General features: G+C 67.7%; 22 protein-coding genes. 9 read left to right on the top strand and 13 right to left on the bottom strand.

Features of this window, described 5'->3' with window-relative positions:
• Window positions 1-13: 13 nt before the first annotated feature.
• Complete coding sequence (locus ABD260_RS35045; RefSeq protein WP_344240839.1) at window positions 14-1,780, bottom strand: DUF2264 domain-containing protein; 1,767 nt, start codon at window positions 1,778-1,780, stop codon at window positions 14-16.
• Complete coding sequence (locus tag ABD260_RS35040) at window positions 1,777-2,910, bottom strand: glycosyltransferase WbsX family protein (RefSeq protein WP_344240837.1); 1,134 nt, start codon at window positions 2,908-2,910, stop codon at window positions 1,777-1,779. The genes ABD260_RS35045 and ABD260_RS35040 overlap by 4 nt, the downstream gene beginning before the upstream one ends.
• Before the next feature lie 153 nt (window positions 2,911-3,063).
• Here ABD260_RS35040 and ABD260_RS35035 point away from each other — a divergent pair, with 153 nt between their 5' ends.
• The 6 genes from ABD260_RS35035 to ABD260_RS35010 all read left to right on the top strand — a co-directional run bounded on the left by ABD260_RS35035 (window position 3,064) and on the right by ABD260_RS35010 (window position 9,727).
• Entirely contained in the window at window positions 3,064-4,053 is a 990-nt protein-coding gene (locus ABD260_RS35035) for an AraC family transcriptional regulator (protein WP_344240835.1), read from the top strand.
• 145 nt (window positions 4,054-4,198) lie between these two features.
• Window positions 4,199-4,840: a hypothetical protein gene (locus ABD260_RS35030; RefSeq protein ID WP_344240833.1), complete on the top strand. Its 642-nt coding sequence runs from the start codon at window positions 4,199-4,201 to the stop codon at window positions 4,838-4,840.
• Window positions 4,837-5,787, top strand: coding sequence for a glycoside hydrolase family 71/99 protein (locus ABD260_RS35025; protein WP_344240831.1), 951 nt, complete (start codon window positions 4,837-4,839; stop codon window positions 5,785-5,787). The genes ABD260_RS35030 and ABD260_RS35025 overlap by 4 nt, the downstream gene beginning before the upstream one ends.
• A gap of 80 nt (window positions 5,788-5,867) precedes the next feature.
• Window positions 5,868-7,661 (top strand): glycosyltransferase family 39 protein, encoded by a 1,794-nt coding sequence (locus ABD260_RS35020; RefSeq protein WP_344240829.1) that lies wholly within the window; start codon window positions 5,868-5,870, stop codon window positions 7,659-7,661.
• Between the two features lie 633 nt (window positions 7,662-8,294).
• Window positions 8,295-8,642: a DUF3703 domain-containing protein gene (locus tag ABD260_RS35015; protein ID WP_344240827.1), complete on the top strand. Its 348-nt coding sequence runs from the start codon at window positions 8,295-8,297 to the stop codon at window positions 8,640-8,642.
• Between the two features lie 605 nt (window positions 8,643-9,247).
• Entirely contained in the window at window positions 9,248-9,727 is a 480-nt protein-coding gene (locus ABD260_RS35010; protein ID WP_344240825.1) for an anthrone oxygenase family protein, read from the top strand.
• Here the strand turns inward: ABD260_RS35010 and ABD260_RS35005 are convergent.
• From ABD260_RS35005 to ABD260_RS34990, 4 genes are all read right to left on the bottom strand, one after another.
• Window positions 9,709-10,386 (bottom strand): response regulator, encoded by a 678-nt coding sequence (locus ABD260_RS35005; protein WP_344240823.1) that lies wholly within the window; start codon window positions 10,384-10,386, stop codon window positions 9,709-9,711. The two genes, ABD260_RS35010 and ABD260_RS35005, sit on opposite strands and share 19 nt — an antisense overlap.
• Window positions 10,383-11,804, bottom strand: coding sequence for a sensor histidine kinase (locus ABD260_RS35000; protein ID WP_344240821.1), 1,422 nt, complete (start codon window positions 11,802-11,804; stop codon window positions 10,383-10,385). The genes ABD260_RS35005 and ABD260_RS35000 overlap by 4 nt, the downstream gene beginning before the upstream one ends.
• A gap of 74 nt (window positions 11,805-11,878) precedes the next feature.
• The gene (locus ABD260_RS34995) at window positions 11,879-13,807 is read right to left on the bottom strand and encodes an APC family permease (protein WP_344240819.1); all 1,929 of its coding nucleotides are present in this window, start codon (window positions 13,805-13,807) and stop codon (window positions 11,879-11,881) included.
• 100 nt (window positions 13,808-13,907) lie between these two features.
• Window positions 13,908-14,786, bottom strand: a complete 879-nt coding sequence (locus ABD260_RS34990) for an AraC family transcriptional regulator (protein ID WP_344240817.1) — start codon at window positions 14,784-14,786, stop codon at window positions 13,908-13,910.
• 127 nt (window positions 14,787-14,913) lie between these two features.
• Here ABD260_RS34990 and ABD260_RS34985 point away from each other — a divergent pair, with 127 nt between their 5' ends.
• Window positions 14,914-15,741 carry a phytanoyl-CoA dioxygenase family protein gene (locus ABD260_RS34985; protein WP_344240815.1) on the top strand — a complete coding sequence of 276 codons (828 nt, stop codon included), beginning with the start codon at window positions 14,914-14,916 and terminating at the stop codon, window positions 15,739-15,741.
• On the opposite strand, the gene ABD260_RS34980 is transcribed toward ABD260_RS34985, so the two are convergent.
• From ABD260_RS34980 to ABD260_RS34960, 5 genes are read right to left on the bottom strand one after another with little or no spacing between them, the layout of a single operon-like run.
• On the bottom strand, window positions 15,742-16,419 hold the full coding sequence (locus tag ABD260_RS34980; protein WP_344240813.1) for an N-acetylmannosamine-6-phosphate 2-epimerase: 678 nt from the start codon (window positions 16,417-16,419) through the stop codon (window positions 15,742-15,744).
• Window positions 16,416-17,375: an ROK family protein gene (locus tag ABD260_RS34975; RefSeq protein ID WP_344240811.1), complete on the bottom strand. Its 960-nt coding sequence runs from the start codon at window positions 17,373-17,375 to the stop codon at window positions 16,416-16,418. The genes ABD260_RS34980 and ABD260_RS34975 overlap by 4 nt, the downstream gene beginning before the upstream one ends.
• Window positions 17,372-18,190, bottom strand: a complete 819-nt coding sequence (locus ABD260_RS34970; RefSeq protein WP_344240809.1) for a carbohydrate ABC transporter permease — start codon at window positions 18,188-18,190, stop codon at window positions 17,372-17,374. The genes ABD260_RS34975 and ABD260_RS34970 overlap by 4 nt, the downstream gene beginning before the upstream one ends.
• A complete protein-coding gene (locus tag ABD260_RS34965) occupies window positions 18,187-19,062 on the bottom strand; it encodes a carbohydrate ABC transporter permease (RefSeq protein WP_344240807.1) in 876 nt (291 codons plus the stop codon). Before ABD260_RS34965 ends, ABD260_RS34970 begins: the two co-directional genes overlap by 4 nt.
• A 10-nt stretch (window positions 19,063-19,072) precedes the next feature.
• Complete coding sequence (locus ABD260_RS34960) at window positions 19,073-20,410, bottom strand: ABC transporter substrate-binding protein (protein ID WP_344240805.1); 1,338 nt, start codon at window positions 20,408-20,410, stop codon at window positions 19,073-19,075.
• Between the two features lie 145 nt (window positions 20,411-20,555).
• On the opposite strand from ABD260_RS34960, the gene ABD260_RS34955 reads away from it, so the two are divergent.
• A complete protein-coding gene (locus ABD260_RS34955; protein WP_344240803.1) occupies window positions 20,556-21,239 on the top strand; it encodes a GntR family transcriptional regulator in 684 nt (227 codons plus the stop codon).
• A 110-nt stretch (window positions 21,240-21,349) separates the two neighbouring features.
• The gene (locus ABD260_RS34950) at window positions 21,350-22,609 is read left to right on the top strand and encodes an alpha/beta hydrolase (RefSeq protein WP_344240801.1); all 1,260 of its coding nucleotides are present in this window, start codon (window positions 21,350-21,352) and stop codon (window positions 22,607-22,609) included.
• Between the two features lie 50 nt (window positions 22,610-22,659).
• Here ABD260_RS34950 and ABD260_RS34945 read toward each other — a convergent pair whose 3' ends face one another.
• Complete coding sequence (locus ABD260_RS34945; protein WP_344240800.1) at window positions 22,660-23,151, bottom strand: hypothetical protein; 492 nt, start codon at window positions 23,149-23,151, stop codon at window positions 22,660-22,662.
• The gene (locus tag ABD260_RS34940; protein WP_344240798.1) at window positions 23,151-25,694 is read right to left on the bottom strand and encodes a molybdopterin oxidoreductase family protein; all 2,544 of its coding nucleotides are present in this window, start codon (window positions 25,692-25,694) and stop codon (window positions 23,151-23,153) included. Before ABD260_RS34940 ends, ABD260_RS34945 begins: the two co-directional genes overlap by 1 nt.
• Window positions 25,695-25,774: the final 80 nt, after the last annotated feature.

Here is a 25,774-nt window from a genome sequence, read left to right as displayed (position 1 = left end):
GATTCGCCTGTACTCACAGCTGGTCGACCGACCCGTCCGCCCAAGTCACCCGCAACAACTCACCGTCGAACACCGGCCAAACCGGCGCACTCTCACCAAGCCACACCGCGACCACGTACCACCGCCCAACCTCAGGCCCATCAAACCGGCACCAAGGCACCACCAGCTCGCCCCCAAACGGCGTCTCCAGCAAATGCACCGACTCCCCGCCCCACCCACCACCCGTCAACCCCGCCACTGCACTAACCAAGTCCGCTCGCGCCCCCGCCGAGGGTTTCCGCGGCACCGCATACCCCGAAACCACCAACGCCTTACCCGACCCACCGGCTTCGATCCGAACCGCACGAACCTCAACCGCTCCACGAACCACCGACACACATTTGAGAGTTGGCCCAGCATCGAATCCACCACCCGGACGGGCGAAAGTCGCGACGTGTCGGCTTTGGGCTCGGTGGGTGGTGATGGTTTGCAGGGTGATGGTCGGGCGTTGGGACCAGCGGCCGTGGGTGTCGATCAGTGCTACTTGGTTGTCTACTGCGCGGTCTGCTTCGCCGGATGGCAGCGGCACTGGGGCGGTGGCTGTGGAGTATGCGAATCTGCTGTAGAGGGGGTTCTCGCCTTCAGGGGTGTGGGCGCGATGGTTGGACACGCGGACGATTCCGTCTGATGCTGTGCCGGAGACGATCCAACCGGTGGGGCGGATCGCGTGGGTGTAGTCGCCGACGTCGATCGGTGCGGGCTCTTCAGGGGCCGTCCAGACAGGGTGGGACTCGGGGAGGACCAGGCCGGCCAGACCGAGGCTTGACCAGTACGGGGAGCCCGGTCCCGAGTACGACTGCCGCATCGGGTCGAACCGACCGTGCCATCCCTGGCTGAGCAGTCGGTCATCGTCGTACGCGTCTCGGTCGACGAAGTACTTGATCGCCCCCAAGCACGTCCGGCGGAGGCGGCCAGGTGGGAGCGGGTTCGCGTCGAAGATCGCGCCGGCCCACAGCGCACCGACGACAGCGTGCCGGTAGATCAGCGAGCGGCCCTGGTACAGCGGCGCACCATCCGCGCCGAAAAGCTCCGCCGCGCCTGCTACGTACGCCTTGAGTCTTGCGGCGTACTGAACCTGACGATCCTGGTCGCCGGACATCCGGCAGTACCACAGCGAGAACAGCTGCATGACGAAACCCGCGTACCAGTCGACGTTCCCGTCGCGGCCGTCGGTGTACCAGCCTTCGTCCAGGTAGCAACTGTCCAGATACTCGAGGTACTCGTCCACTTTCGCCTGATCGTGCGGCCCGTCCACCGAGCGCAGGAATGCCTGCGTCACGTTGTGGAACCACTGCCAGTTGCTCTCCGGGTACCACGCGCCGACCGAACCGGCCAGCCAGTCGACGATCCGCTCCTGGGCCGACGACGGCAGCGCATCCCAGATCCACCGGCGGGTCTCGTGCAGACCGATCGCGATCGCGGCAGCCTCCACCCGCGCCTGCGGTGTATCCACCAGCGACGGCCAGCGCTCGGCTCGGTCAGTCTGACCAGTGCCGGCGATCAGTCCACGCGCGTACCAGCCGGCGTGATCATGCGGATCGGACTCGGCCCCCGACAACCGAAACCCAACCGCCAGAAACGAACGAGCAAAAGCCTCCAACCCGTCCACCACCGGACCCGATTGCCCCGCCGGCCCCGGCAGGTCGAACCGAGCATGACCGGGCGACGCCCACGGCCGAAGGGCAAGCAGCGCCCGATCAGCCAGCTCCACCAAGTCCGCACGCTTCCATCCCGTGTTCATGGTCTGGGCCCGAAGACTCGGCGGATTTGTTCGAGGTGGCCATGGCGGTGGCGGGTGTCAGGCTCCAGGTAGCTGCCTTCGGTCCACTCGTTCCAGGCGTTGATGGTCAGCAGCGGAACGTTGGTCGACTCAACGAAAGTACGCACCTGCTCAAGGGCCAGACCGAACTGCTCCGGTGTCGCGTCCGAGATGATGTTGGTGTGCGGGTACCCCCAAGCCGGGTTCAGCCGGTCGGACTGGACCGTACGTGGTGACGAGTCCCAACCGACAGTCACGTTCGGGAAGTACGGCTGGTCGTACTCGGCCGCGTACCGTTTCCAACCGTCCACCGCCTGCGCACGCATTTCCGCGTACGGTGTCAGCCGCGTCGGCATCGGATGATGGTGCACCCACACGTACGACGTGACGCTGTCAAACCCGAGCCGGCTGACCAACGCCGGACCGTCGAGCGCGACCCCGTCATCGGGCAGCACCGCACGCTCCCGGATCACCGCGTTCAGATGGAGCTCCGGAAACCCTGCCTGCGCGGCGCGTTTGCGCAGACCGTCCAGCGCCGCCTTGGCCGCGTCGACCCCGCCGAGCCCTTCGACCAGAGTTTCCAGCTCATAGATCGACAGGTACGGAGCATCGCCGATGCGCAAGTACGCGGGATGACCGAAGTACCGCTCGATCATGTAATCCGTCGCGGCCTCGAACTGCTCCGCGTCGACGCTGCCCGACTCCAACTGCGTCGCGGGCGTGGCGGACTTCCACGGATGGATATTGCTCCAGTGGTGATTCGCCCACATCAGCGCGAACTTCAGGTCGTGACCGACCGCGGCCGGCATGAACGCGGCTTCGAGCGGGCGCTCCAGGTACGGACGGCCGCCGTACCAGTACCAGTCGAACAGGAACGCGCCGACACCGTGCTCGGTCGCCATCGCGATCTTGCCGGCCATCACCTCCGGGTCGGCCTCGTCCAGGTAACCGTCCAGCGGTACGCGCGGCTGCCAGTGCCCCTCGAACCGGGGTTCGGCGCGCTTCACCAGCTCCCATTCGGTCCAGGCTTCGCCGTGCCACTGCTCGTTGCGCGGATCGACGTGGAAGTTCGGGAAGTAGTACGCCGCGATCGTGACATCGCCTTCGGTCACAGACGCTCCTTGTTCGAGTTTGTGGACGGCACCCGCTGGTGGATGGCACGAGCTGGTGGATCGTTCGAGCTGGTGATTGCCGGTGCGTGGTGTGATGTTATTGACCGGCGAGGCGCCGCACCTTCGCGTGGATTGAGCGAAAGTAGGACAAAAGTGGCCAGCAGCCGGAGCAAGCCCCGCTACGAACGAGCCGCCGTGTTCAACCCGGACGGCCTGCCGGTCTGGGCCGACCGGCATCGGATGCCGGCCGATGTCGCCGCGCACGACCACGACTTCTTCGAGATCGCGCTGGTCACCCGGGGGCGCGGGCTGCACATCGCCGCCGACGGCGACCACCCGATCGGGCCGGGCAGCGTCATCGTCGTCCCGCCGAACCAGTGGCACGGGTACGCGCAGTGCGAGGACCTCGTGGTGTTCGACAGTTTCGTCGCACCCGAGCTGATCGACGGCACGCTGTCGTTCCTGGACGCCGAGCTGCCGCTGATGCAGACCGTGCACAAGTCGAGCCTGCCGCTGCCGCAACGCGTCGAGCTCAGTCAGTACGACGTGAGCCTGGCGGTCGCCGAGCTGCACAGCATGAGCGACACCACCCCGGCCCGGCGATCGCGGATCGAGCTCGTCGGCCACCTGCTCATCTACCTGGACATCCTGAATCGCTCCTGGTCGCCCGAGCAGGCCAATCGCCGCCGGTCGCTGGCGCCGATGCATCCGGCGGTGTCGCGGGCGGCGCAGTTGATGGAGGACGATCTGGGGCGGTCGTGGACGCTGGCGCAGTTGGCGACCGCGACGACCACCGAGCGTACGCATTTGGTCCGGCTGTTCCAGCGGGAGCTCGGTGCGCCGCCGATCGCGTACCTGAATCGGCTCCGCGAGCAGGCCGCGGCCCGGCTGCTCGTACAGACCGATGAGCCGATCGCCCACATCGGTGCACGGGTCGGCTGGGAGGACGCCGGGTATTTCGCGCGGCGCTTCAAGTCGGCGTACGGGCTGAGTCCGTCCGCGTACCGGCGGCGCGCCCGCACCGGCGAGGCGCGGTACCACGCGTCGACCGACTCCGAGCCGGCGTTGCCGATCAGCGGCGCACGCTTCGGTGCGCCGGTTCCGGACACCACCCGGACGTACGGGAGTGGGCTCGCGCTCTGATCCGTTGACGGTGGCGGTCGACTCCAACACCTGGGTTCGTCAACATCGTCCGGGTTTCGCCCAATCCGAGCCCTGCGCCGCCAGGTTATGCCCCGACTAGGGTCCTTCGCACCAAGTGGGGTGCCGGATCGTTGGAGGTTGGGCCATGGTTGATGGTGGACCGAGTCGACGGGATGTCTTGCGGGTGGCGGCTTTGGCGTCGGGTGCGGTGGCGCTGGGTTTGCCGAGCGGGACGGCGGAGGCCGCGGGCGCGAAGCTGCTGCTCGGGGCGATTCGCTGGGATGCGTGGGTAGGCAGTGACTGGGCGGTCGGAAGCCAGGTGAACCGGACGTTGTCGCCGCAGAAGTACGAGTTCCGGTTGCCGTACTACACCACGATCACGGTGCCCAATCGCGTACTCGTCGACGAGCCGGCGCAGACGCTCCTGCACGACGAGTCGACGACGCAGCTGACCGAGCTGTCGCGTCCGTTCACGCCGCAGTCGCGTGCTGTCACGGTGGAGTGGGACTGGAAGGAGCCGGTCGCCGGGCGATGGTCCCGCGCCATTCTGGTCAGTGGTTCGAGCGCGGCGGTCGACATCGCGACTCGTTCCGACGCGACGGGTACGCAATTGGTGTACCGCGCAACAGACGGGACCTGGAAGGTACTGCAGACCGTTGCCGACGACACCTGGTATTCGCTGAAGGTGATTGCGGATCCGGCGCCGCCGCAGGGCGCGACGCCGTGGGTGGACATCTTTGTCGACGGCGTCCGCCGGGCCAATCACGTGCCGTGCTGGGGGCAATGACCTCTTTCGACCGGCTTTCCCTGCGGACCAACGAATCGCTGACTTCGGATCTGTACATCCGCAATCTCAGTGTCGAGGTGACCGAGTCGGTGAATACCAACGGCGCGGTGCAAAGTGTGATGGATCAGGAGATTCATTACGCGGCTGCGGCCGGAATCGACTACTGGGCGTTCGTCTACTATCCGCAAGCCCCGCTGTCGGCGGCCCGGAACCTGTACTTCTCCAGCGCCTACAAGAACGACGTGAAATGGTGCGCGATCCTGGACGGGAACTTCACCGGCACGTTCGATACGAATCTCCCTGTGCTGGCGTCGCATTTCGGTGATTCCAACTACCAAAAGGTGCTCGGTGGGCGGCCGCTGGTCTACTTCCTGTCCGGCGCGGACGCTGACAAGGTCGCGAAGCTCCGCGCCAAGGCGGCCGAGCTCGGGGTGCCCGATCCGTACGTCGTGGTGATGGGTTGGACCGCGCAGGGCGCCGCTGATCTGAAGACCACGGTCGGCGCCGACGCGGTCAGCCGGTACGCGACCGGTTCGATGAGCGGCGCCCCGTACTCCAATCTCGCCGCCGCCGAAAGCGGGTTGTGGGCCCAGTACGCGACCGCGGCCGGCCAGGTCATCCCGACCGTGAGCACCGGCTGGGACAAGCGCCCGCGGTACGACTATCCGGTGTCCTGGGAGCCTGACTACACAGGCTTCAAGGACACCTGGACGCAGCAGGCGACGCCGGCCCAGATCGCGTCCCACCTCGGCGCGGCGGCCAGCTGGACCAAGGCGCACCCGGCGAACACCGCCGCCAACACGGCCCTGATCTACGCCTGGAACGAGTTCGACGAGGGCGGCTGGATCTGCCCGACACTGGCCGAGATCCGCGACTCCGGCGCGCCGCTCCGGCTGAACGCGATCGCCGGCGTGTCCCGGACCACCGCCCGCCGGGGCCGAAAGTGAGCAATGCTCGACAGTGAACTGCCAGCCGGCTGCCAGGTAAGCCGGAGGTCGCGCTCAGGATTAACCAACAGCATCAACGGATGACAATCCGTGCCACCAAAGCGGCGTACGTCGCTCTCCTCCTTCTGACCGCCATCGGCTATCTCTGGGGATTGTTCCGGAACGGTTTCGCGAACGAGTACTACGCGGCCGCCGTCCAAGCCGGTGCGATCAGCTGGAAAGCCTGGTTCTTCGCGGCTTTCGACGCGCCCGGTTTCATCACGGTCGACAAGACACCGGGCGCGCTGTGGGTGATGGGGTTGTCCGCGCGGTTGTTCGGGTTCAGCAGCTGGAGCATGTTGTTGCCGCAGGCATTGATGGGTGTCGGCACGGTGGCATTGTTGTACGCGTGCGTACGCCGCTGGTTCTCCGCGCCGGCGGCGTTGCTCGCGGGCGTGATCATGGCGGTGACGCCGGTTTCGGTGCTGATGTTCCGGTTCAACAATCCGGATGCGTTGCTGGTCCTGCTGCTGACCTCGGCCGCGTACGCGGTGACGCGCGCGATCTCGTCGGAGCACCACCCGGCGCGCTGGATGGTGCTGGCCGGGGCGCTGGTCGGCTTCGCGTTTCTTACCAAGATGACGCAGGCGTTCCTGGTCCTGCCCGCACTGGCGTTCGCGTACCTGCTGGCCGGCCGGAAGGGCGTTTGGGTACGTGTACGCAACACCGCTCTTGCCGGGATTGCGATGGTCTTGGGCGGAGGGTGGTGGATCGCGATTGTGGAGCTGATGCCGGCGTCGGCGCGACCGTACATCGGGGGCTCTAGGACCAACAGCATTGTCGAGCTGGCGCTGGGGTACAACGGGCTGAGCAGGTTGAGCGGGAGCGCGGCCCGATCCGGTCCAGGCGCGGAAGCCACCGGCTTGCAGCGGCTGCTGGACCCGGAGTACGCCGGTCAGATCCTGTGGTTGTTGCCAGTGGCACTGATCTCGGCGGTTGCGCTGCTGGTCATGCGTGGTGGACGAGGGGCCCGCGGCGCTGTGGCGCAGCAAGCGGCTTTTGGTGCAGGCGTGGACCGGTCTGGGCGGCGCGCCTTCGTCGTGTTGTGGGCGGGCTGGTTGGTGGTGACCGGCGCGGTGTTCGTGCTGATGGATGGGACCGTTCACAGCTATTACATGATCGCGCTGGCGCCGCCGATCGCGGCGCTGAGCGGGGCCGGACTCGTCCTGCTCTGGAGCCGTCGGGACGAGCTGATCGCTCGCGCGGCCCTGAGCGGCGGTGCTTTGCTGACCGCGGGCATCAGCTTCGGACTGTTGTCACGGGCATCGACCGGCGCGCTCCCGTACGCAGTCCTGACCATCGGCGTACTCGCCGCCGGACTGCTGCTCGTCAACTCATCGCAGTTTCGCGTACTGACGGCCGGGCTCCTCGTCGGCACCGCACTGGCCGGGCCGCTGACCTACTCGATCCAAACGATCAGCGTCCGCAAAGGCGGGACGATGCCGACCGCCGGTCCCACGAGCAGCAGTGGCGGGGGGCGCAGCGGAGCTCTGATCAGTGGGACCGCGACCAGCCAGGTACCCGCCGAGCTGACCGCTTTGCTGGACGGCGCTTCCGGCTACACCTGGGCCGCCGCGGCCGTCAGCGCCCACACCGCCGCACCGCTCGAACTCGCGACCGGCCGCCCGGTGATCGCGATCGGCGGCTTCAACGGCACGAACCCGACGCCAACCCTCACCGACTTCCAGCACTTGATCGCCTCGAACCAGATCCGCTACTTCATCGACGGCGTCAGCCTCCCCAACGCAATCGCGACCTGGGTCCGAACCACCTACCAACCCACAACCATCAGCGGCACAACCGTCTACGACCTGACCTCACCAACACCCACCTGAACCCACCGCCGCGCCCGCACCCCTCACCCGGAGCGCGATGCACCGCGCGCTCCAGCCCCCGGGGACCTTGAACATCTGATCGAGACCGCGGACACCTGCTGACCTGTCCACGGCCCCCTCCAGTGTCCACGGTCCGCCGGCTTGAGCACACCGGGCGCGTATCCGACGTCACGCATCAGGTACCGACCGCGCCCGCGCCACCAACCAGCCGCCCTCGCACCGAAGGATCCGCAGCTCGACAGGTAGTACACCTGCGAGACGCCGTACACCCAAGCACTCCCACGCTCAAGTGCACTACCCACCCAACCCACACCTCCTGTCCGCCCGCACACCATCCACCCCACAACCCGATCACCCCTCCGCCCCCGCGCCCAAACCGGTTTGGGGAGTCGCACCCCCCTGATCGGACAGTCGTACTCCCCAGTCGTGGTGGCGATCTTCCCCAAACCGGTTTGGGGAAGATCACCACCGCAGAACTGAGCGAGACTCGGCGGGCGGGCGGGGATGGGCTGGGCGGGGCTGGGCTGACATCCAGCGGCAACCTCATCTTCGGCAGCCGATGGCGTATTCATCGCCGTTTGACGATGATATGGTCTATTCAGGATTGGTTAACCCGAGCCGAGAGGACAACCGATGTCGCGTATTCCGGTGGCTGCTCGGGCCCGTTACTACGAGGAGATGCGGGCGGCGAAGATCGCGGCTGATCCCGCGGCGCGGTGGGGGCATCTGGAGCGGGCGCACATTTTGTCCCAGCCGGATCCTTGGCTGCATACGCGTAATCACGTCAGCATGTTCGTCCTGGCCGTGCAGCAACGCGATCGCCGCGAGGCGCTCGGCCAGGTCGTACGCATCGTGGTCGCCGCCCCCGGCTCCCTCACCGGCCGCTACCCCGAAGGCAACACCGGCCGCGCCTCCATCGGCCTCACCCAACAACTCCCCACCCCACCCGACCTGGCCCAACTCCTCCACCCAACCCAATAACCCAACCCACTCCCCGCCCGCTCCTCGTCCGCTCCCCCGGCCCGCCTGCTCGTCGGCTCCCCGTTCATCGGCTCCCCGTTCATCGGCTCCCCGCTCGTGGGCTCCCCGCTCCTCCGGCTCCTCCGCTCCTTCGGCTCGTCAGCTCCTTCGGCTCGTCAGCTCCTTCGGCTCGTCAGCTGCCCGCCCGCCTGCTCGTCCGCTCATCCGCTCGTTCGCTGGTCCGCTCGTCGGCTCCCCCGCCCGTCCGCTCCCCCGGCTCGTCCACTCATCCACTCATCCGCTCGTTCGCTTGTTCGCTCGTCCGCTCCCCCGGCTCCTCCGCTGGTCCGCTGGTCCGCTCGTCGGCTCCCCCGCTCGTTCGCCCGTCCGCTCCCCCGGCTCGTCCACTCATCCACTCATCCGCTCGTTCGCTTGTTCGCTCGTCCGCTCCCCCGGCTCCTCCGCTGGTCGGCTCGTCGGCTCGTCGGCTCGTCCGCTCGTCCGCTCGTCCGCTCGTCCGCTCGTCCGCAAGCCTGCTGCCTGCTGCCTGCTGCCTGTTAGTAGCTTCACCCCGTCCGCCGGCTCGTCTGGAGAACGGCAGTAGCCTCGGGGTGGAGGGCTGGTTTATGAGGACGGATGTGGTGCTTGGCAGGGCTCGGGCTGTGGCGGGCTTGTGTAGTGCTCTGCTTGCGGGCGTCGCGCTGACTGTTCTCGTCCTTGAACTGGCATCCCGCGACCTCGACGGTCCCGGCTACGTCCGCCTTCGCCAGGCCGAGTACCGACCCTTCACCTGGTTCATCGGCCTGATCTCCGTGCTCACCCTCGCGTCCGTGATCACGCTGACCATCAAGGCGTACAAACACGAGCGCCACCTGATCCGCCCACCCGTGATCGCTCTCGCGCTGATCCTCGTCGCCGTCGTCATCACGATCGCCGTCAACGGCCCGATCAACCTCGAACAGCTGACCTGGAACCCGAGCACCCCACCAGCAAACTGGTCCCAGACCCGCGACCACTGGCAAATCGCCCACGCCGCCCGCACCATCGCCCTCACGGCCGCGGCCGTCTACCTGAACAAGCCGGCGAATCACGGCTGGAAGCGGTAGCCCATGCCCGGCTCGGTGATCAGGTGGGTGGGCCGGGCCGGATCGAGCTCCAGTTTGCGGCGCAGCTGGGCCAGGTAGACCCGGAGGTAGTTGGTCTCGGCCTCGTACCCGGCGCCCCAGACGTCGTGCAGGAGTTGTTTCTGGCTGACGAGTTTGCCCGCGTTCCGGACGAGGATTTCGAGCAGGCTCCATTCGGTGGGCGTGAGCCGTACGTCGCCAGCGCTCGTACTCACCCGCCTGGCAGCCAGGTCGATGCTGAAGGCATCGGTCCGAACGATCACGGGCGTACCGGCGTCGGGTTGCGTCCGTCGGAGGGCCGCCCGCAGCCGGGCGAGGAGTTCATCCATCCCGAACGGTTTGGTGACGTAGTCGTCCGCACCGGCGTCGAGTGCGGCGACCTTGTCGGCCTGGGCCTCGCGAGCGGAGAGCACGATGATCGGCGCGGCACACCAGCCCCGCAGGCCATGCACGACCTCCACACCGTCGAGATCGGGCAGGCCGAGGTCCAGAATGACGAGATCCGGCGGCCGGGTGCCGGCGGTCGCGAGGGCGGAGGTGCCGTCGGCGGCGGTGTCGACGTCGTACCGGCGGGCGCGCAGGTTGATCGCCAGTGCGCGGAGGAGCTGGCGGTCGTCGTCAACGATCAGTACGCGGGTCATGGCGCCACCGGCAACGTGATCGTCATGGTCAGCCCGCCACCAGGTGTCGGCGCGGGCGTCAGCGTTCCCGCCATCGCGTCGGTGAAGCCGCGGGCAATCGCCAGACCGAGACCGACGCCACCGTCCGCGGGATTGTCCCCGAGCCGCTGGAACGGCGTGAACATCCGGTCGAAGTCCACCGCGGGTACGCCCGGACCGCTGTCGACCACGTTGATGCGTACGGCACCACCCGCGGGCGAAGCGTTGACGCGAACCGCATCCGGACTGTACCGACGCGCATTGTCGACCAGGTTCGCGATCACCCGTTCGAGCAATCCGGCATCCGCGAGGACGAGCGGAAGATCATCCGGTACGTCGACCGTGACCGCGTCGGGTGGTACGCCGACCAGCGCCTTGCCGACGACCTCGTCGAGCAGCACCGGACGTGCATCGACGCTCAGCGCACCGGCCTGCAGCCGGCTCATCGCGAGCAGGTTGGCGATCAGGTCGTCGAGCCGGTCGGCGGATTCCTCGATCGTCGCCAGGAGCTCGCGCTGCTCGTCCCGGCTCCAGGCAACGTCCTCCTGGCGAAGGCTGGACACCGCCGCTTTGATCCCGGACAACGGCGTCCGGAGGTCGTGCCCGACCGCCGCCAGCAGGGCGGCGCGCAGCTTGTCGACCTCCGCGAGCTGGCGGGCCTGAGCGGCCTCGCCGGCCAGCTGCTGATCTTCCCAGGCGCGGGCGGCCGCGCCGGCCAGCCGGGTCAGCAGCTTCCGGTCCTCCGCGAAGAGTTCGGGCCCTTCGGCGATCAGCAGCAGGTCGTCGCGGGCCGCTACGGACAGCACCGGATGCCCACGCAGCGCCGGTCCCGCGCGGGCGGCGACGCGGTCACCCTCGGCCCGGCGCTCGATCAGCGCGACCGAGGTCATCCCGAACGTCCCGCGGACCTCCTCGAGGACGGCACCGAGCGAGTCGTCGGTGACCGGCTCGCTGGTCAGGCGGGCCAGCACCTCGGCCTCGCTCCGGCTGCGGGCGGCCGCGATCCGGCGGCTGGTGGCGAGATCGACCGTGACGCTGACGGTCACCGCGACGATCACGAACACCAGGAGCGCGATGATGCTGTCCCGCTGCTGCACCGCGAACGTGTGGTACGGCGTGGTGAAGTAGAAGTTCGCCAGCAGCACCGATCCGAGCGCGGCCACGACCGCGGGCAGGACACCGCCGGCCACGGCGATCAGTACGACGAGCAGCAGGTACAGCAGCAGGACGCTCGCGAGCGCGAGCCGGTCCCGGACCGGAACCAGCGCGACCGTCAGCGCGGGCAGGCACCCGACCACCAGCGCCAGCCCGGTCCACAACCGGACCCGGCGGCCGTGCCGGGCCGAGACGATCCGGCCGGGTGAGCGGCCGGCGGGTTCCGCCCGGCTGATCTGCACCACAGCACCACTGTGACACGACTTTGCCCAGGATCACGGTGCCCTTTGCACAGGACCACGGTGCCCTGTGCACAGGATCACGGTGCCCCGGCGCCGGGCTCTCCGGTCGAGGCGAGCTGCCACGGCACGTTGATGACCATCACCCCGGTCTGGAACAGCAAGTGCGCCTTCAGCCGCAGCGCGCTCTGGTTGTGCAGGAACGCCTCCCACCAGTGCCCCACCACGTACTCCGGAATGAACACGGCGACCAGGTCGCGCGGGCTGCCCCGGCGGATGTCCTTCACGTACTCGAGCACTGGTCCGGTCACATCGCGGTACGGCGAGTGCAGCACCTTCAACGGTACTGGGATGGCCCGCTCGGACCACTCCCGCAGCAATGCGTCGGAGGCGTCCTGGTCGGTGGCGACCGTGATCGCGGTCAGCGTGGTCGGACGGGTCGCGCGGGCGTACGCGAGCGCCCGCAGGGTCGGGGTGTGCAGCTTGGAAACCAGCACGATCGCGAACACCCGCGGCGGCAGCGCCACCCCACCGGGCCGTGGGCGCAACTCGGCTTCGACGCGGTCGTAGTCCCGCCGGATGCCCTTCATCAGCAGGAAGACCGCCGGCATCGCGAGCACCACGATCCAGGCTCCGTGGGTGAACTTGGTGATCAGCACGATCACCAAAACCACCGCGGTGAAGACCGCTCCGAACGCGTTGATCGCCCGGGACCGGTGCATCGACACCGTCGCCGACGGTTCGCGCAGGCTGCGGGTCCAGTGCACGACCATCCCGGCCTGGCTGAGCGTGAACGACACGAAGACCCCGATGATGTACAGCTGGATCAGCCGCGTCGTACTGGCCTGGAAGACCCAGATCAGCACTCCGGCCAGCGCGGCCAGGATCACGATGCCGTTGCTGAAGACCAGCCGGTCCCCGCGACGGGAGAACTGCCGCGGGAGGAAGCCGTCGTGGCCGAGCAGCGACGCCAAGATGGGGAACCCGTTGAAGGCCGTGTTCGCGGCCAGCACCAGGATCGCCGCCGTGAAGGTCTGGACGGCGAAGAACCCGATCGAGTGGTACCCGCCGAACACCGCGCCCGCGACCTGCGCGATCACCGTGCGTTGCTGGTACCCGGCCGGTGCGCCGGTGAGCCGGGCCGGGTTGTCGCTGAGATGTACGTGCGAGGTCAGCGCCAGCACCGTGATGCCGGCGAACATCGCGACCGTCACGCCGCCCATGATCGCCAGCGTGTCCGCGGCGTTGCGGCTCTTCGGGCGCCTGAAGTTCGGCACGCCGTTGCTGACCGCCTCGACCCCGGTGAGGGCCGTACACCCGGAGGCGAAGGCACGCATCGCCAGCAGGACAACGGCCAGACCCGTGACGTGGCTCGCCGGTACGACACCGTACGGCGCGGACTCGGCCTGCGCCGGAGCACCGGTGAGGATCCGGACGAAGCCGACCACGATCATCACCAGCACCGCCGCGATGAAACCGTACGTGGGCACCGCGAACGCCGTACCCGACTCCTTGACGCCGCGCAGGTTCATCCACGCGAGTACCGCGATCATGCCGATCGACACCGCCACCGCGTGCGGGGCGAGTACCGGGACCGCGGACACGATGTTCTGGACGCCGGCGGCCACCGACACCGCCACTGTCAGCACGTAGTCGACGAGGAGTGCGCTCGCCGCGACCAAGGATGCGTTCCGGCCGAGGTTCGCGCGGCTGACGGCGTACGCGCCACCGCCACTCGGGTACGCATAGCAGGTCTGGCGGTACGACGCGACGACCACGATCAGCAGCGCGACCACCACCGCCGCCACCCAAGGGGCCAGCTGCAGCAACGCCAGGCCACCCAGGCTGAGCATCAGCAGGATCTCCTCGGTGGCGTACGCGTTCGAGGACAGCGGATCGCTGCAGAACACCGGCAACGCGAGCCGCTTCGGCAACAACGTTTCGCCCAGCCGCTCACTCCGCAACGGCCGCCCGACCAGCAGCCGCTTCGGCAACTCGAGCACCTTCACCCCACCAGCCAACCGCCGGCCGGCCGTCAAGCCACGCGTCTTGACGCCCCCTTGACGCTCACCATCCAGATTTTGACGCGGCCTTGACGCGGACCTTGAACTACGCCGCTGGGTACGCCGCGCGGTACTCCGTGGGGCGGAGGTGTTTGAGTTCGCGGAAGCGGCGGTTGAAGTTGGAGAGGTTGTGGTAGCCGCTGCGGGTGGCGACTTCGGTGATCGGGAGTGCGGTGTCGGCGAGGAGGCGGCAGGCGGTTTCGATGCGGAGCTGGTTGACGTACTCGGTGAACGTACAGCCGAGCGCGCGGCGGAAGAAGCGGCTGAACGAGGTCGGCGGCATGTGGACGAGGGCGGCGATCTCCTCCTGGGTGACCGCCTCGGTGTGACGCAGTTGCAGCTCGCGGCAGACGATGTCGACGCGGTCGCGGATCACCGTGCTCGGGGCCGAGGTGTAGCCCGGCCCGGTGATCGGCGTCGCGGTCGTGTCGGCGGCGAGCCGGCGCAGGATGTCCAGTAGTTGCACGGTTTGAGTGGCCGGTTCGAGGCGCGGGAGGGCGGCGATCAGGTCGCGTACGCCGGTGTCGTGGAACCACAGTCCTTGGGCGGAACGGGCCAGCAGCTCGGCGACGCGGCGGAACTGCGGATGCTCGAAGAAGCCCGCGCCGAGGAAGTCGTGGCGGAACTGGGTCACGGACGCTTCGGCGAACGGCCGGGTCGGCCCGGAAGACTCAGATGGTTCAGTCAGCTCAGGCGGTTCGGAGGCGTACGTGTGTGGGAGTTCCGGTCCGAGCAGGACGAGATCGCCCGGCTGGTACCGCTCCACGATGGTACCGACATACCGCGTACCCGATCCCGCCGTGATGAGCGTGAGCTCGTACTCCTGATGGAAGTGCCATTCGAAGCCGAACGCGCGCTCACGCCGTACATAGCAGGTGAAAGTCGACCCGTCCGGCACCCCGGGCCGCTCGTAGCGGGGCTTCACCCGCGTCAGCCTAGCCGAGTGTCAACTGAGTACCAGAACTGGTTACCAGCGGCGTGGTGGTGACGGGTCCCGGGCTGCGATCGTGGAGCGATCGAACCCGCTGCCGACCGGTAGGAGTACCGACGACATGACCACGACCACCGACGCCTCGCTCCTCGACCTCCCGTACGACGGCCTGGCACCGACCGCGACCGCCGACTTCAACCGCGACGGCTTCATCCACCTGTCCGGCGTCCTCGACGCGGAGACGATCGCGCGGTACGAACCGACGATCACCTCCGAGGTGATCCGGCTGAACACGCAGGATCTCCCGCTCGCGGAACGTGACACGTACGGGAAGGCGTTCTTGCAGGTCGGAAACCTGTGGCGGGAGAACGAGAAGGTCAAGGAGCTGGTGTTCTCGCGCCGGCTGGCCGGGATCGCCGCGCGGCTGCTCGGCGTACATGCGGTCCGGCTGTACCACGACCAGGCGCTGTACAAGGAGCCGAGCGGCGGCATCACCCCGTGGCACGCCGACCAGTACTACTGGCCGCTGTCGTCCGACCGGTGCCTGACGATCTGGCTCCCGCTGCAGGAGACGCCGCTCGAGATGGGGCCGCTGGCGTTCGCGCGCGGCAGCCACAACTTCGCGTACGGGCGCGACCTGGCGATCTCCGACGAGTCCGAGGAGCGCCTGAAGCAGGCGGTCGCGGAGCAGAACTTCGAGGACGTGGTCGAGCCGTTCGCACTCGGCGACGCGACCTTCCACCGCGGCTGGACCTTCCACCACGCGGGCCCGAACCGCGGCACGGAACCGCGCCGGGTGATGACGGTGATCTACATGGACGCCGACATCCGGATCACCGAACCAACCAACGACCACCAGCAGGCCGACCTCAGCTGGATGCCCGGCGCAGTCATCGGCCAGGTCGCCGACACCCCCCTCACCCCAGTCCTCTACGACGACCGCGTGTGATCACTCAGATGAACGAGAGAGGTGGTCGGCGAAGGTTCGGGTGATTCGGGTGGGGTGGGTGATGGCGGTACCGACCACCACCGCGTACGCCCCGGCGTTGCGGCAGGCCAGTGCATCGTCGGGGTTGCGGATGCGGCCTTCGGCGATGACTGGGACGTCGACGTTGGCGACCAGTTCGGCTAGCAGTTCGAGGTCGGGGCCGCGGCTGACAGGGCGCTCGCCGGTGTACCCGGCGAGGGTCGTCCCGACGCAGTCGGCGCCGGCCGCGATGCTGTACAGGGCGTCGTCGAGACTGCCGCAGTCCGCCATCACCAAGGCACCCGCCGCGTGCACGGCCTCGATCGACGCGGCCAGCGGTCGCCCGTCGGGCCGTTCGCGCCGGGTGCCGTCGACCGCCACGATGTCCGCACCAGCGGCCGCACAGTCAACCGCATCGGCAACGGTCGGCGTGATGAAAACCCCGTCCGATCCGCGTTTGACCAGCCCGATCAAACACACGTCCACCAACGGGCGAATCGCCTTCAGATCCTCGATCCCCTGCGCCCGGATCCCCTTCGCACCACCCTCGACCACAGCTTGCGCGACCGCCGCCATGATCACCGGTGACCGCATCGGCTCCCCCGGGTACGCCTGACAAGACACCACCAACTGCCCCGCAATCGACGCCAGCCCCCTCATGCGCCGCCCTCCTCTTCGTTCCGGCCGCCCAACGCCGTACGCCGAATCTGCCCCGCCGCCGCGCCGTGGTGTTTCCGGGCATGGAGGGCTGCGCCGCGGAGTGCGGTTTCGGGGCCGGCCGTGGATAGCTCGAGCGGCGTACCAGCAACGGCCGGGATCAGCGTGTTCGTGTACGACGTGCGCAACCCCGCTTCCCACGGATCACCCGCGCGAGCAATACTGCCCGCGACCACCACAACCTCCGGATCGAACGCGTTCACCAACCCACCAGCGGCCGCACCCAACGCACTTCCACCAACGCCCAACGCCGCCTGCGCCACCTCGTCCCCGGGCCGATCAAGCAACTCCCGCGTCGTAGTCACCCCAGGATCACCACCCTGAGCGTGATACCAGGCCAGAATTCCGTAGCCACTGGCAACGGCCTCCAAATGCCCGACCCGCCCACACGGACACACCATCCCGGCCGCCTCCAGCGCAACCGCATGCCCAAGATGCCCACCGGCATGATGCGCACCAAGCACCGGCTCGCCGCCGACAATCAGACTTCCACCGATCCCGGTCCCCGCGACCAGCGCCACCAGATTGACCGCGCCATACTCCAGCGCCAACCCGAGCCCGAACGCGTTGCCGTCCCCAACCACCCAGGCAGGCAGCCCAACCCCGGCCGAAACCAGCTCGCCCAACCGCGTCCCGGCCCACCCGGCAATGCTGCTCGTCGCGCCAAGCACGGTCCCGCCGACCGTATCGACCACCCCCGCAGCCGAAATCGCGACCGCCTCATCCCCAGGCCCACGCAGCGAATCGAGCAACCGCACGGTCGCCTCAACCACACTCGCTGCCCCGTCCCGCGACGGCGTCGGCACCTCCACGATGCCCGCACCAAGCCCGCCATCGGCAGCAACCCGCGCCGCGGCGATCTTCGTACCCCCGATGTCCGCCGCCAGGATCACGCTCATCCCTTCACCGCGCCGGCCGACAGCCCACTGACCAGGTACCGCTGCGCGAACACCGCGAAGATCACCGGCGGCAGCGTCGACAGCACCGCCGTCGCCGAAATGTCACCCCACCGAATGCCGGTACTGGTGACGAAGTTCGCCGCGCCGAGCGTGATCGGCGTCGCGTTCGACGACGACAGCACGAGCGCGAACAGGTAGTCGTTCCAGGAGAAGATGAACACCAGCACCGCCACCGCGACCAGCGACGGCGCCAGGATCGGCATCAAGACCGAGTACAGGATCCGGTACGTGTTCGCGCCGTCGACCTTCGCCGCCTCCTCCACCTCGATCGGTACGTCCCGGAACCCGGCCGCCAGCAAGATGATTGCCAACGGCAAGTTCAGGAACGTGTTCGCGAGGATCAGCCCGGGTACGGTGTCGAGCATCCCGAGGTTCGACATCAGCAGGAAGTACGGCACCGCGAAGAAGATGGCCGGCAGCAACCGCAACCCACTGGACGCGTTCATGATGAACCGCCCGCCGAACCCGAGCCGGATCGCCGAGTACGTACTCGGAATCGCGATCAGCAACACCAGCAGCACCGCGCCGAGCGCGATCAGGGCCGAGTTCAGGAAGAACCGCGGGAAGTCGTACCCGGCCGCGCCCAGCGCGTTCGCGTAGTGATCGGTCGTCGGCGTACCGGCCGCGGTCGCGCCGCGGGAGATGTCGCCGTCGGACTTGAAGCTGACGAAGAGCGTGTTGAACCACGGGACGTTCACCACGATCGCGATCAGGCCGACCGCGATCGTCGTACCCCAGAGCCGGCGTTTGATCATTTGGCCGCTCCGTTCGGGGTGGCGATCCGCTTCACGAACAGCGGCACGAACGGGATCAGCACGACCATCACGATCGTCGACGCCGCCGCCGCGAGCCCGAACTGCCCGGACTCGAACGCGGTCTTGTAGATGTAGATGCTCATCGTGGTCGTCTTCGTGCCCGGGCCGCCCGCGGTGAGTACGTAGATCACGTCGAAGGTCCGGATCGCGTCGATCAGCCGGAGGAAGATCGCCGCGAAGATGATCGGTTTCATCATCGGCACCACGATCGACCGCAGCGTCCGGAACCGCCCGGCCCCGTCGACCTGCGCGGCCTCCAGCACGTCATTGGGGAAGGATTGCAGGCCCGCGTACATGATCAGGAACGCGAACGGCGTCCATTGCAGGACATCCAGCAGGACCAGCAACGGGACGACCGTGTTCGGTGCGAACAGCGAGACGTCCAGGCCGACGCCGCGCAGCAGTTCCGGGACCAGGCCGATGTCACCGTTCAGCAGCAGCCGGAACATCACGCCGAGCAGCGCCGGCGCGACCATGATCGGCACCAGCAGCATGGTGAAGAAGACCTTCTTCCCCGGGAACTCGCGGTTCACGAGCAACGCCAGGCCGAACCCGAGCACCGTCTCGATCGCGGTCACCGCGAGCGCGAACAGCAGCGTGAACTTCGCGGCCGCGAGGAACCCGGGATCGGTCAGGACGGTGCCGAAGTTCTCCAGCCCGGTGAACAGGGTCTCCGGGTTCTGCAGCGACAGGCTGTAGAACCCGGTCTGGATGCCCTGGTACACCGGATACACCACGAAGATCAGCGCGAAGATGATCAGTGGTGAACCCAGCACCCATTTCGACAGGCGTGACGTTGATCGTGTACTCACGGATCGTCCTTCAGCCGAGCAGCTTCTCGAGCGCCGCGTTCGCCGTCTTCAGCGCCGTACCGGCGTCCTGCTGACCGACCCACGCCCCACTCAGCGACTCGGCGATCTTGCTGTACGCCTGGAAGGTGTTCGGGAACACCGGCACCGAGTAGCCGTACTTGTCGATCGACTCAGCGATCTGCGGGAACGCCGGGTTGATCGACGCCTTGTCCTTCAGGACCGACGGCATCGCCGGAATCCCACCGGCCTCGGCGTACGCGGACATCGCGTCCTTGGTCGCCAGGTAGTTCAGGAACTTGGTCGCCGCGTCCTTGTTCTCCGAGTACTTGTTCAGGGCAACGGCCAGCGCGTGCACGTGCGTCTTCTGGCCCGGTACCGGCGCGATCGCCATCTTGCCCGCGACCAGCGGCGACTTGGTCTTGTCGTTCAGCTCGGCGAAACCGGCCGACCACTGCAGCGCGAACGCCGTCGTCCCCGCCTTCAGCGCGGCCTGCGTCTCCGGGAACTCGGCCTGCGAGCTGTCCTTCGACGTCCAGCCGTTCTTGTAGATCGTGCTGTAGACCCCGACCGCCTTGGCCGCCGCGGGCGTGTCCAGGTTGGCCTTCCCGTCCGGCGTGGTCCACGAACCGCCCGAACCCCAGAGCACGTCGTCCCAGATCATCGTGTTGTACAGCAGGTTCTTGGCCTGCAGGATCGTCCCGTACCGGGTCGGCGAGGACGGGTTCGCGGTCTTGCTGAACCACGCGGCCATCGCGGTGTAGTCGTTCCAGTCCCACTCGGCGGCCGGCTTCGGGTCGCGCTTCTCGCCGATCGCCTTCTGCGCCACCGCCTGGTACGCGGGCCATTGGCTCTTCGTACTGAGCAACGCGTCGACCAGGTCCTTGCGGTACAGCAGGAAGTGGTTCGAGACATCCAGCGGCAGCGCGTACTGCTTGTCCTGGTACTTCAGCCCGTCGACCGCGACCGGGAAGTAGTTGCTGGCATCGACCGACGTCAGCGGGTCGAGCGAGTTCGCGTACTGGCCGACGTTGTAGCTGGCGACGAAGTAGATGTCCTGCTGACTGGACTTCGCCGCCATCAGGGTCGCCTCCTTGGAGAAGGTGTCCTGCCGGGACAGCAAGGTCATCTCGACCTTGATCTTGTCCTTCGACCCCTGGCCGGCGTTGTACGCGTCGACCACCTTGCTCATCGCGTCGCCCTCCGGCCCGGGCCACAGCACCATCTTGACGGTGCCGCTCCCGCTCCCCTGCTCCCCACCGGAACCGCCGGCCTTCGACCCGGTGCTGGGCGCACAGCCCACCAGCGCCAGGCTCGTGGCGAGCGCGACGACAAACCCTGCAGCTTTCATGACGACCTCCGCGCCGATTCCCTAGTGTATCGGGATTACCCTAGGGTTGGTTGACCGTAGCAGAGATTCCGGGGTGCTGCCAAGGCGGCCTGAACCTAGAATTGCACTAGGGTTGGTTCGGTTACCGACGGTGCGGAGGCCGTGCATGCACAAGTACGAGCAGATCCTTGAGGACCTGTCCGGGCGGATCGCGACGCTCGAGCCGGGCGCGCGGATTCCGACCGAGAAGGAGCTCGCGGCCGAGTTCGACGCGTCCACGATGACGGTCCGGCGGGCGCTGCAGATCCTGATCCAGAACGGCCAGCTCCGCGGCGTACCCGGGCGAGGCACCTTCGTCGCCCATCCCCGCGTCACCAAGATGATCGCCAGCGCGGCGTCCTTCACCGACGCGATGCGGTCCTCCGGCCGCCGGCCGACCAGCTTGCTGGTGGAGGCGGCGGTCCGGCCGTCCAGCGCCGAGGAGGCCGGCTGGTTCGACGTACGCGAGGGCGCGCCGGTGTACTCGATCAAGCGCGTCCGGCTCGGCGACGGCGTACCGCTGGGCTTCGAGGTCGCCACGCTCAACGCCGGCCCGTTCCCGGGGTTGCTCGGGGCGAACCTCGAACATTCGCTGTACGACACGCTGACCGCCCAGTTCGGCATCGACGTGGTCCGCCGCGGCATCGTCGTCTCGACCCGCTGCCCGCGCCCCGACGAAGCCGCGCACCTCGGCATCGACCCGACCGTCCCCTGCCTGCAGACCATCGTCACATCGGAAACCGGAGACGGCACTCCGTTCGAGCACACCACGTCGATCTTCCGCGGCGACCTGTACGAGATCTCGCTGTAGTTCCTTCCCACTCACGCGGACACCTGAGCTTGGCCTGTGTTCCTCGGTTGAGCGGCGCGGCCGGCGACCTACAGTGGACGTGCCGGTCCTGAGCTGGGGAAGGATTGCCAATGCAGACCGTGTCCCTGTTGAAGGGCTGGTTTCCGCTGGTCGTTGCGCTGCTCGCCGCTGGGATGCTGCTGCTGGCGGTCGGCTGGCGTGACCAGCAGTGGCGACTGCGCCGAGTGCCGCTTGTCGTTGTCGTCGCGGTCATCGTCACGCTGATCCTCTCGAGCAACAGCGCGAGCCTCCTCGGCATCACGGACCCGCTCCCCGCCGGCGTCTGGATCTGGGCCGGTTGCGCGATCGGCGCGCTCCTCGTACTGGCCGTCGGCTGGCGCTCCGCCGGGTGGTGGCGGCGCGGTGCGGCCGTCGTGGCGGCGCTGCTCGCGGCGTTCGTCTGCGCCAACGGCGTGAACCAGTTCGTCGGGTACTACCCGACGATCGGCGCGGTCTGGGACGACTGGACGCACACTCCGCTGCCGGGCGTGACGTCGATCAGCAGCGTCAAGCACCACCCACCGACCGACGGTCACATCCTGCCCGAAGGCAAGCTGGTCGGCGTCACGATCCCGTCCACCCACTCGGGCTTCAAGCACCGCCAAGAGCTCGTCTACCTCCCGCCGACCTGGTTCCGCGGTCCGGCCTTCCGGCGTACGCTCCCGGTGGTCGAACTGGTCGGTGGCGAACGTGGCGGACCGCCCGATTGGGTACGGCTCGGCAACGCCGTGCAGACCGCGAACGCGTACGCGAAGCAGCACAGCGGGTACGCGCCGATCCTGGTCTTCGTCGACGCGACCGGCGGCTTCTCGAACGACACCGAATGCGTCAACGGCCCGCGCGGTCAGGCCGAGGATCACCTCGTCAAGGACGTACCCGAGTACATCGTGAAGACCTTCGACACCACCGCCGACCCGAACCGCTGGGGCGTCGCCGGGTTCTCGATGGGCGGCACCTGCGCGCTCAGCCTGGTCGTCGAACATCCGGACGTGTTCCGCCACTTCGTCGACATCTCCGGCGACCTGACCCCGAACAGCGGCAACGCCGAGCAGACCTTGTCCGACTTGTACGGCGGATCGACCAAGGACCGCGCGCTGCACGACCCGCAAACCGTGATGCGCGCGCACGGTCCGTACACCGGTGTCTCCGGCCTGTTCCTGGTCAGCAAACACGAAACCATCCACATCCGCGAAGCCGGCGACCTCTCCCGCGCCGCGGCCAAGGTGGGCATCAAGACCCAGCTCATCGTCTCCCCCGGCACTCACGTCTGGCAGTTCGCCGCCCCCGCCTTCGCCCAGTCCTTCCCTTGGTTCGTCAGCCAACTCAAGTAAGCCACCACTACCCGGCGCGCGACCGCACAGGACTCAGGGCGCTCGACTGTTCAGGGGGCGACCATGATCTGGGCGGCGTTGGTTTTGAGGGCGGCGTTGGCCCAGCGGAGTTGGCGCAGGGTTTGTGGGTGGCAGGTCTTGGTGAGGGTGAGCAGCTCGGAGTCCTTCAGTGCCTGCGCGGTCTGCGCCAAGATCTCCCAATCGAGCGAGACGCCGGCCGCTTTGCGATGGATCTCGCGAAGGTCCTTGAGCAGCAGCAGCGCCGGATCGTGGTACCCGCCGATCAGCTCGGCACCCTTCTGCCGGACCGCGGCCAAGAGACCCGGCTCGTCCGCAGGTTCTGCGTCGAGCTCGACCTCGTAGTTCTTGCCGTGTTTCGCCAGTTCGCGCACATGCTCCTGCGACCACACCGCCAGATCGCGGCCGAGGTAGAAGATGTCGTGATCAGCCTTATGCCGGCTGGACGCCTGCAGCAGCTCCACGGCCAAGTCGTTCTCGGCCCGATGCAACTCCCGAATCGCCAAACCCACCTTGCCCGTCATCACACTCCTCCCTCGGCATCCGCCATCCCTACGCGCCCCGAGGGTCGCCGGCGCTCCGCTCCCCCGGCACTGGCTCGCTCGGTGCTCCCCGGCGCGATCACGTCCTCGACAACCTCTGCTGACTTCCCGCCCCGCGTCGGCGGTACCGCCGCGCCGCTCGCCGGCCGGGAGGCGGTGGTTGTCGGAGCCGCGGACGGGCCGTCGCCGACCGCGATCCGCTCCACGCGTGCCGCCGCGCACTTGAACAATGGTTGCTTCGAGCACGGATCCCAGTCGGTGACAGTCAGCTCGTTCGCGGCCCGCCCTGGTACGTCGTTCTGTCCCGGCGCCTTGTCCGGCGCATCCCAGTAGCCGTAGTGGAACGGCAGGAACAACGTCGACGGCCGGATCCCGCTGATCCGCAGCCGCGCCTCCACGCTCCCTCGCGGCGTACGCACGCGCAGCAAATCGCCTTCGCCCCACCCGTGCAACTCCGCGTCGTACGCCGACATCTCCACCCACACCTCCGGCGCCGCATCCTGCAACTGCCGTACCCGGCCTGTCTTCGTCCGGGTGTGGAAGTGATAGAGCGTCCGCCCAGTCGTCAGCAAGTACGGGTACTCGGGCGTCGTCGGCTCATGCATTGGCAGGTACTCAGCCGCTTTCAGCACCGCCTTGCCCGACGGATTCATCGCCTTGTACTCGACCGGCTCCAGCGGCGCCCCGGTCACCAGATCCTTGCCGTAACTCTCGCAATAAGACGGTGCACTCCAGAACTCACCATCCACATAGATGCGCTCCGTACCGTCCGGATGCTCCGCATTACACGGCCACTGAATCCCGCTCCCGCCCCGCAACTTCTGGTAGCTCAACCCGCTGTAGTCACACGGCCGTCCCGCGCTGCATTCCTTCCACGCCTCGAACGCGCCCTCCGCGTCGGTCCACTTCACCAGCGGCTGACCGTCCTTGTCCTTCAGCTCCAACCGCCGCGCATAGTCGAGGAAGATGTCCAGATCGGCCCGCGCGTCGCCCGGCGGCTCCACCGCCTGGTCCGAGAGATGCACCGTACGGTCCACGTTCGTGAACGTGCCGGTCTTCTCGCCCCAAGTTGCCGCAGGCAACACCACATCGGCCAGCTCGGCGGTCTCGGACCTGAAGATGTCCTGCACCACCAGGAAGAGCCGTTCCTGGCTGAGAAGCTTCCGGATTCGGCTCAGCTCGGGCAGCGACACCGCCGGGTTCGTCCCGCTCACGTACAGGAAGCGGACCGATCCGTCCTCGACGTACCGCAGCATCTGCATCAGGTGCGTCGGCTCGGAGTAGTGCGGGATCTGCATCGGGTCGATGTTCCAGATCCGAGCAAGGTCGGCGACCTGGTCGTCGTTCGACCAGTTCCGGAACCCCGGGAGGTCACCGTCCGCACCACACTCGCGGGTGTTCTGCGCCGTCGGCTGACCGTTCATCTGCAGGATCCCGCAGCCGGGGCGGCCGAGCATGCCGCGGATCAGGTTGACATTGTTGACCTGGACCGCGGCCGCCGTCGCTTGGTGCGATTGGTAGAAGCCTTGCAGCACAGTCGAAAGCAGCCGCTCAGCCGTACCGAGCAACCGTGCCGCGTCGCGGATGTCCCCCGCCGGTACGTCGCAGATCGTCGCGGCCCAGTCCGGGTCACAGCCCGCGACCTGCTTCGCGAGTTCGTCGTACCCGACCGTGTGCTGATCGACGTACTCGTGGTCGGCCCAGTCGTTCTCGATCAGCTCGTGCAGGATCGCGTTCATGATCGCGACGTTCGTCCCTGGTTTCGGCGCCAGATGGATGGTCGCGGCCTCGGCCACCGGCGTACGCCGCGGATCGACGCACACGATCTTGGGCGGATTCGGGCCGGCCAGCCGGTCGAGGATGCGGGACCAGAGCACCGTCTGGGTCTCGGCCATGTTGTGGCCGTACAGGGCGATCACGTCGGCATGGTCGACATCGGTGTACGAGCCTGGCTGACCGTCGCACGCGAACGATTCCTTCAACGCGGCGGCCGCGGTCGCCGTACACAGCCTGGTGTTGCCGTCCAGGTGGTTGGTACCGATGCCGCCGTGGCCGATCAGGGCGAGGGTGTAGTACTCCTCCAGGAACAGCTGGCCGGTCGTGTAGAACCCGATCGAGCTCGGCCCACGCTCGGCAAGAAGCTCCTTCGTCCGTCCGGCGACCAGAGCCATTGCCGTTTCCCAGTCGGTTTCGACCAGTTGGCCGTCACGTCGTACTAGCGGCGTCGTGAGCCGGTCCGGGGAGTTGTTCGCCTGGTAACCGAACAAATCCTTCGGCCCAAGCCGGCCGTGGTTGACGCGATCGATCGCCCGTCCGCGTACGCCGACAATCCGGCCGTCCTTCACCGCGATGTCGAGCCCGTCACCATTCGAATGCAGAATCGCCGCCGATTGGACCCACTTGTCGACGTCGCCCGATGTCAACCCGTCATCCAGCCGCTGATCCACCCGCACCGGCCACCGCTCCCCCGCCCCATACCCCACCCGCGTACCCCACGGCTCCGCAATCCGATCAACTCCACCCATCCCGCAGCGGTGCCCCCACAACCCCCCCCCCAAACCCCCCCCCCCCCCCCCCCCCCCCCCCCCCCCCCCCCCCCACCCCC

Source organism: Kribbella hippodromi (assembly GCF_039531045.1).
GTDB classification, from domain to species: domain Bacteria; phylum Actinomycetota; class Actinomycetes; order Propionibacteriales; family Kribbellaceae; genus Kribbella; species Kribbella hippodromi.
The sequence above is the reverse complement of the archived record's forward strand: the minus strand, read 5'-3'. Positions and strand labels throughout refer to the sequence as shown.

Excerpts from the sequence above, each read along its gene's own strand:
- ABD260_RS35010 (WP_344240825.1), top strand. The coding sequence starts at position 9,248 with ATGAGGACGGATGTGGTGCTTGGCAGGGCTCGGGCTGTGGCGGGCTTG.
- ABD260_RS35005 (WP_344240823.1), bottom strand. The coding sequence starts at position 10,386 with ATGACCCGCGTACTGATCGTTGACGACGACCGCCAGCTCCTCCGCGCA.
- ABD260_RS34940 (WP_344240798.1), bottom strand. The coding sequence starts at position 25,694 with ATGGGTGGAGTTGATCGGATTGCGGAGCCGTGGGGTACGCGGGTGGGG.
- ABD260_RS34955 (WP_344240803.1), top strand. The coding sequence starts at position 20,556 with ATGCACAAGTACGAGCAGATCCTTGAGGACCTGTCCGGGCGGATCGCG.
- ABD260_RS34980 (WP_344240813.1), bottom strand. The coding sequence starts at position 16,419 with ATGAGGGGGCTGGCGTCGATTGCGGGGCAGTTGGTGGTGTCTTGTCAG.
- ABD260_RS35045 (WP_344240839.1), bottom strand. The coding sequence starts at position 1,780 with ATGAACACGGGATGGAAGCGTGCGGACTTGGTGGAGCTGGCTGATCGG.
- ABD260_RS35020 (WP_344240829.1), top strand. The coding sequence starts at position 5,868 with ATGACAATCCGTGCCACCAAAGCGGCGTACGTCGCTCTCCTCCTTCTG.
- ABD260_RS35030 (WP_344240833.1), top strand. The coding sequence starts at position 4,199 with ATGGTTGATGGTGGACCGAGTCGACGGGATGTCTTGCGGGTGGCGGCT.
- ABD260_RS35015 (WP_344240827.1), top strand. The coding sequence starts at position 8,295 with ATGTCGCGTATTCCGGTGGCTGCTCGGGCCCGTTACTACGAGGAGATG.
- ABD260_RS34975 (WP_344240811.1), bottom strand. The coding sequence starts at position 17,375 with ATGAGCGTGATCCTGGCGGCGGACATCGGGGGTACGAAGATCGCCGCG.
- ABD260_RS35025 (WP_344240831.1), top strand. The coding sequence starts at position 4,837 with ATGACCTCTTTCGACCGGCTTTCCCTGCGGACCAACGAATCGCTGACT.
- ABD260_RS34985 (WP_344240815.1), top strand. The coding sequence starts at position 14,914 with ATGACCACGACCACCGACGCCTCGCTCCTCGACCTCCCGTACGACGGC.
- ABD260_RS34945 (WP_344240800.1), bottom strand. The coding sequence starts at position 23,151 with ATGACGGGCAAGGTGGGTTTGGCGATTCGGGAGTTGCATCGGGCCGAG.
- ABD260_RS34960 (WP_344240805.1), bottom strand. The coding sequence starts at position 20,410 with ATGAAAGCTGCAGGGTTTGTCGTCGCGCTCGCCACGAGCCTGGCGCTG.
- ABD260_RS34970 (WP_344240809.1), bottom strand. The coding sequence starts at position 18,190 with ATGATCAAACGCCGGCTCTGGGGTACGACGATCGCGGTCGGCCTGATC.
- ABD260_RS34950 (WP_344240801.1), top strand. The coding sequence starts at position 21,350 with ATGCAGACCGTGTCCCTGTTGAAGGGCTGGTTTCCGCTGGTCGTTGCG.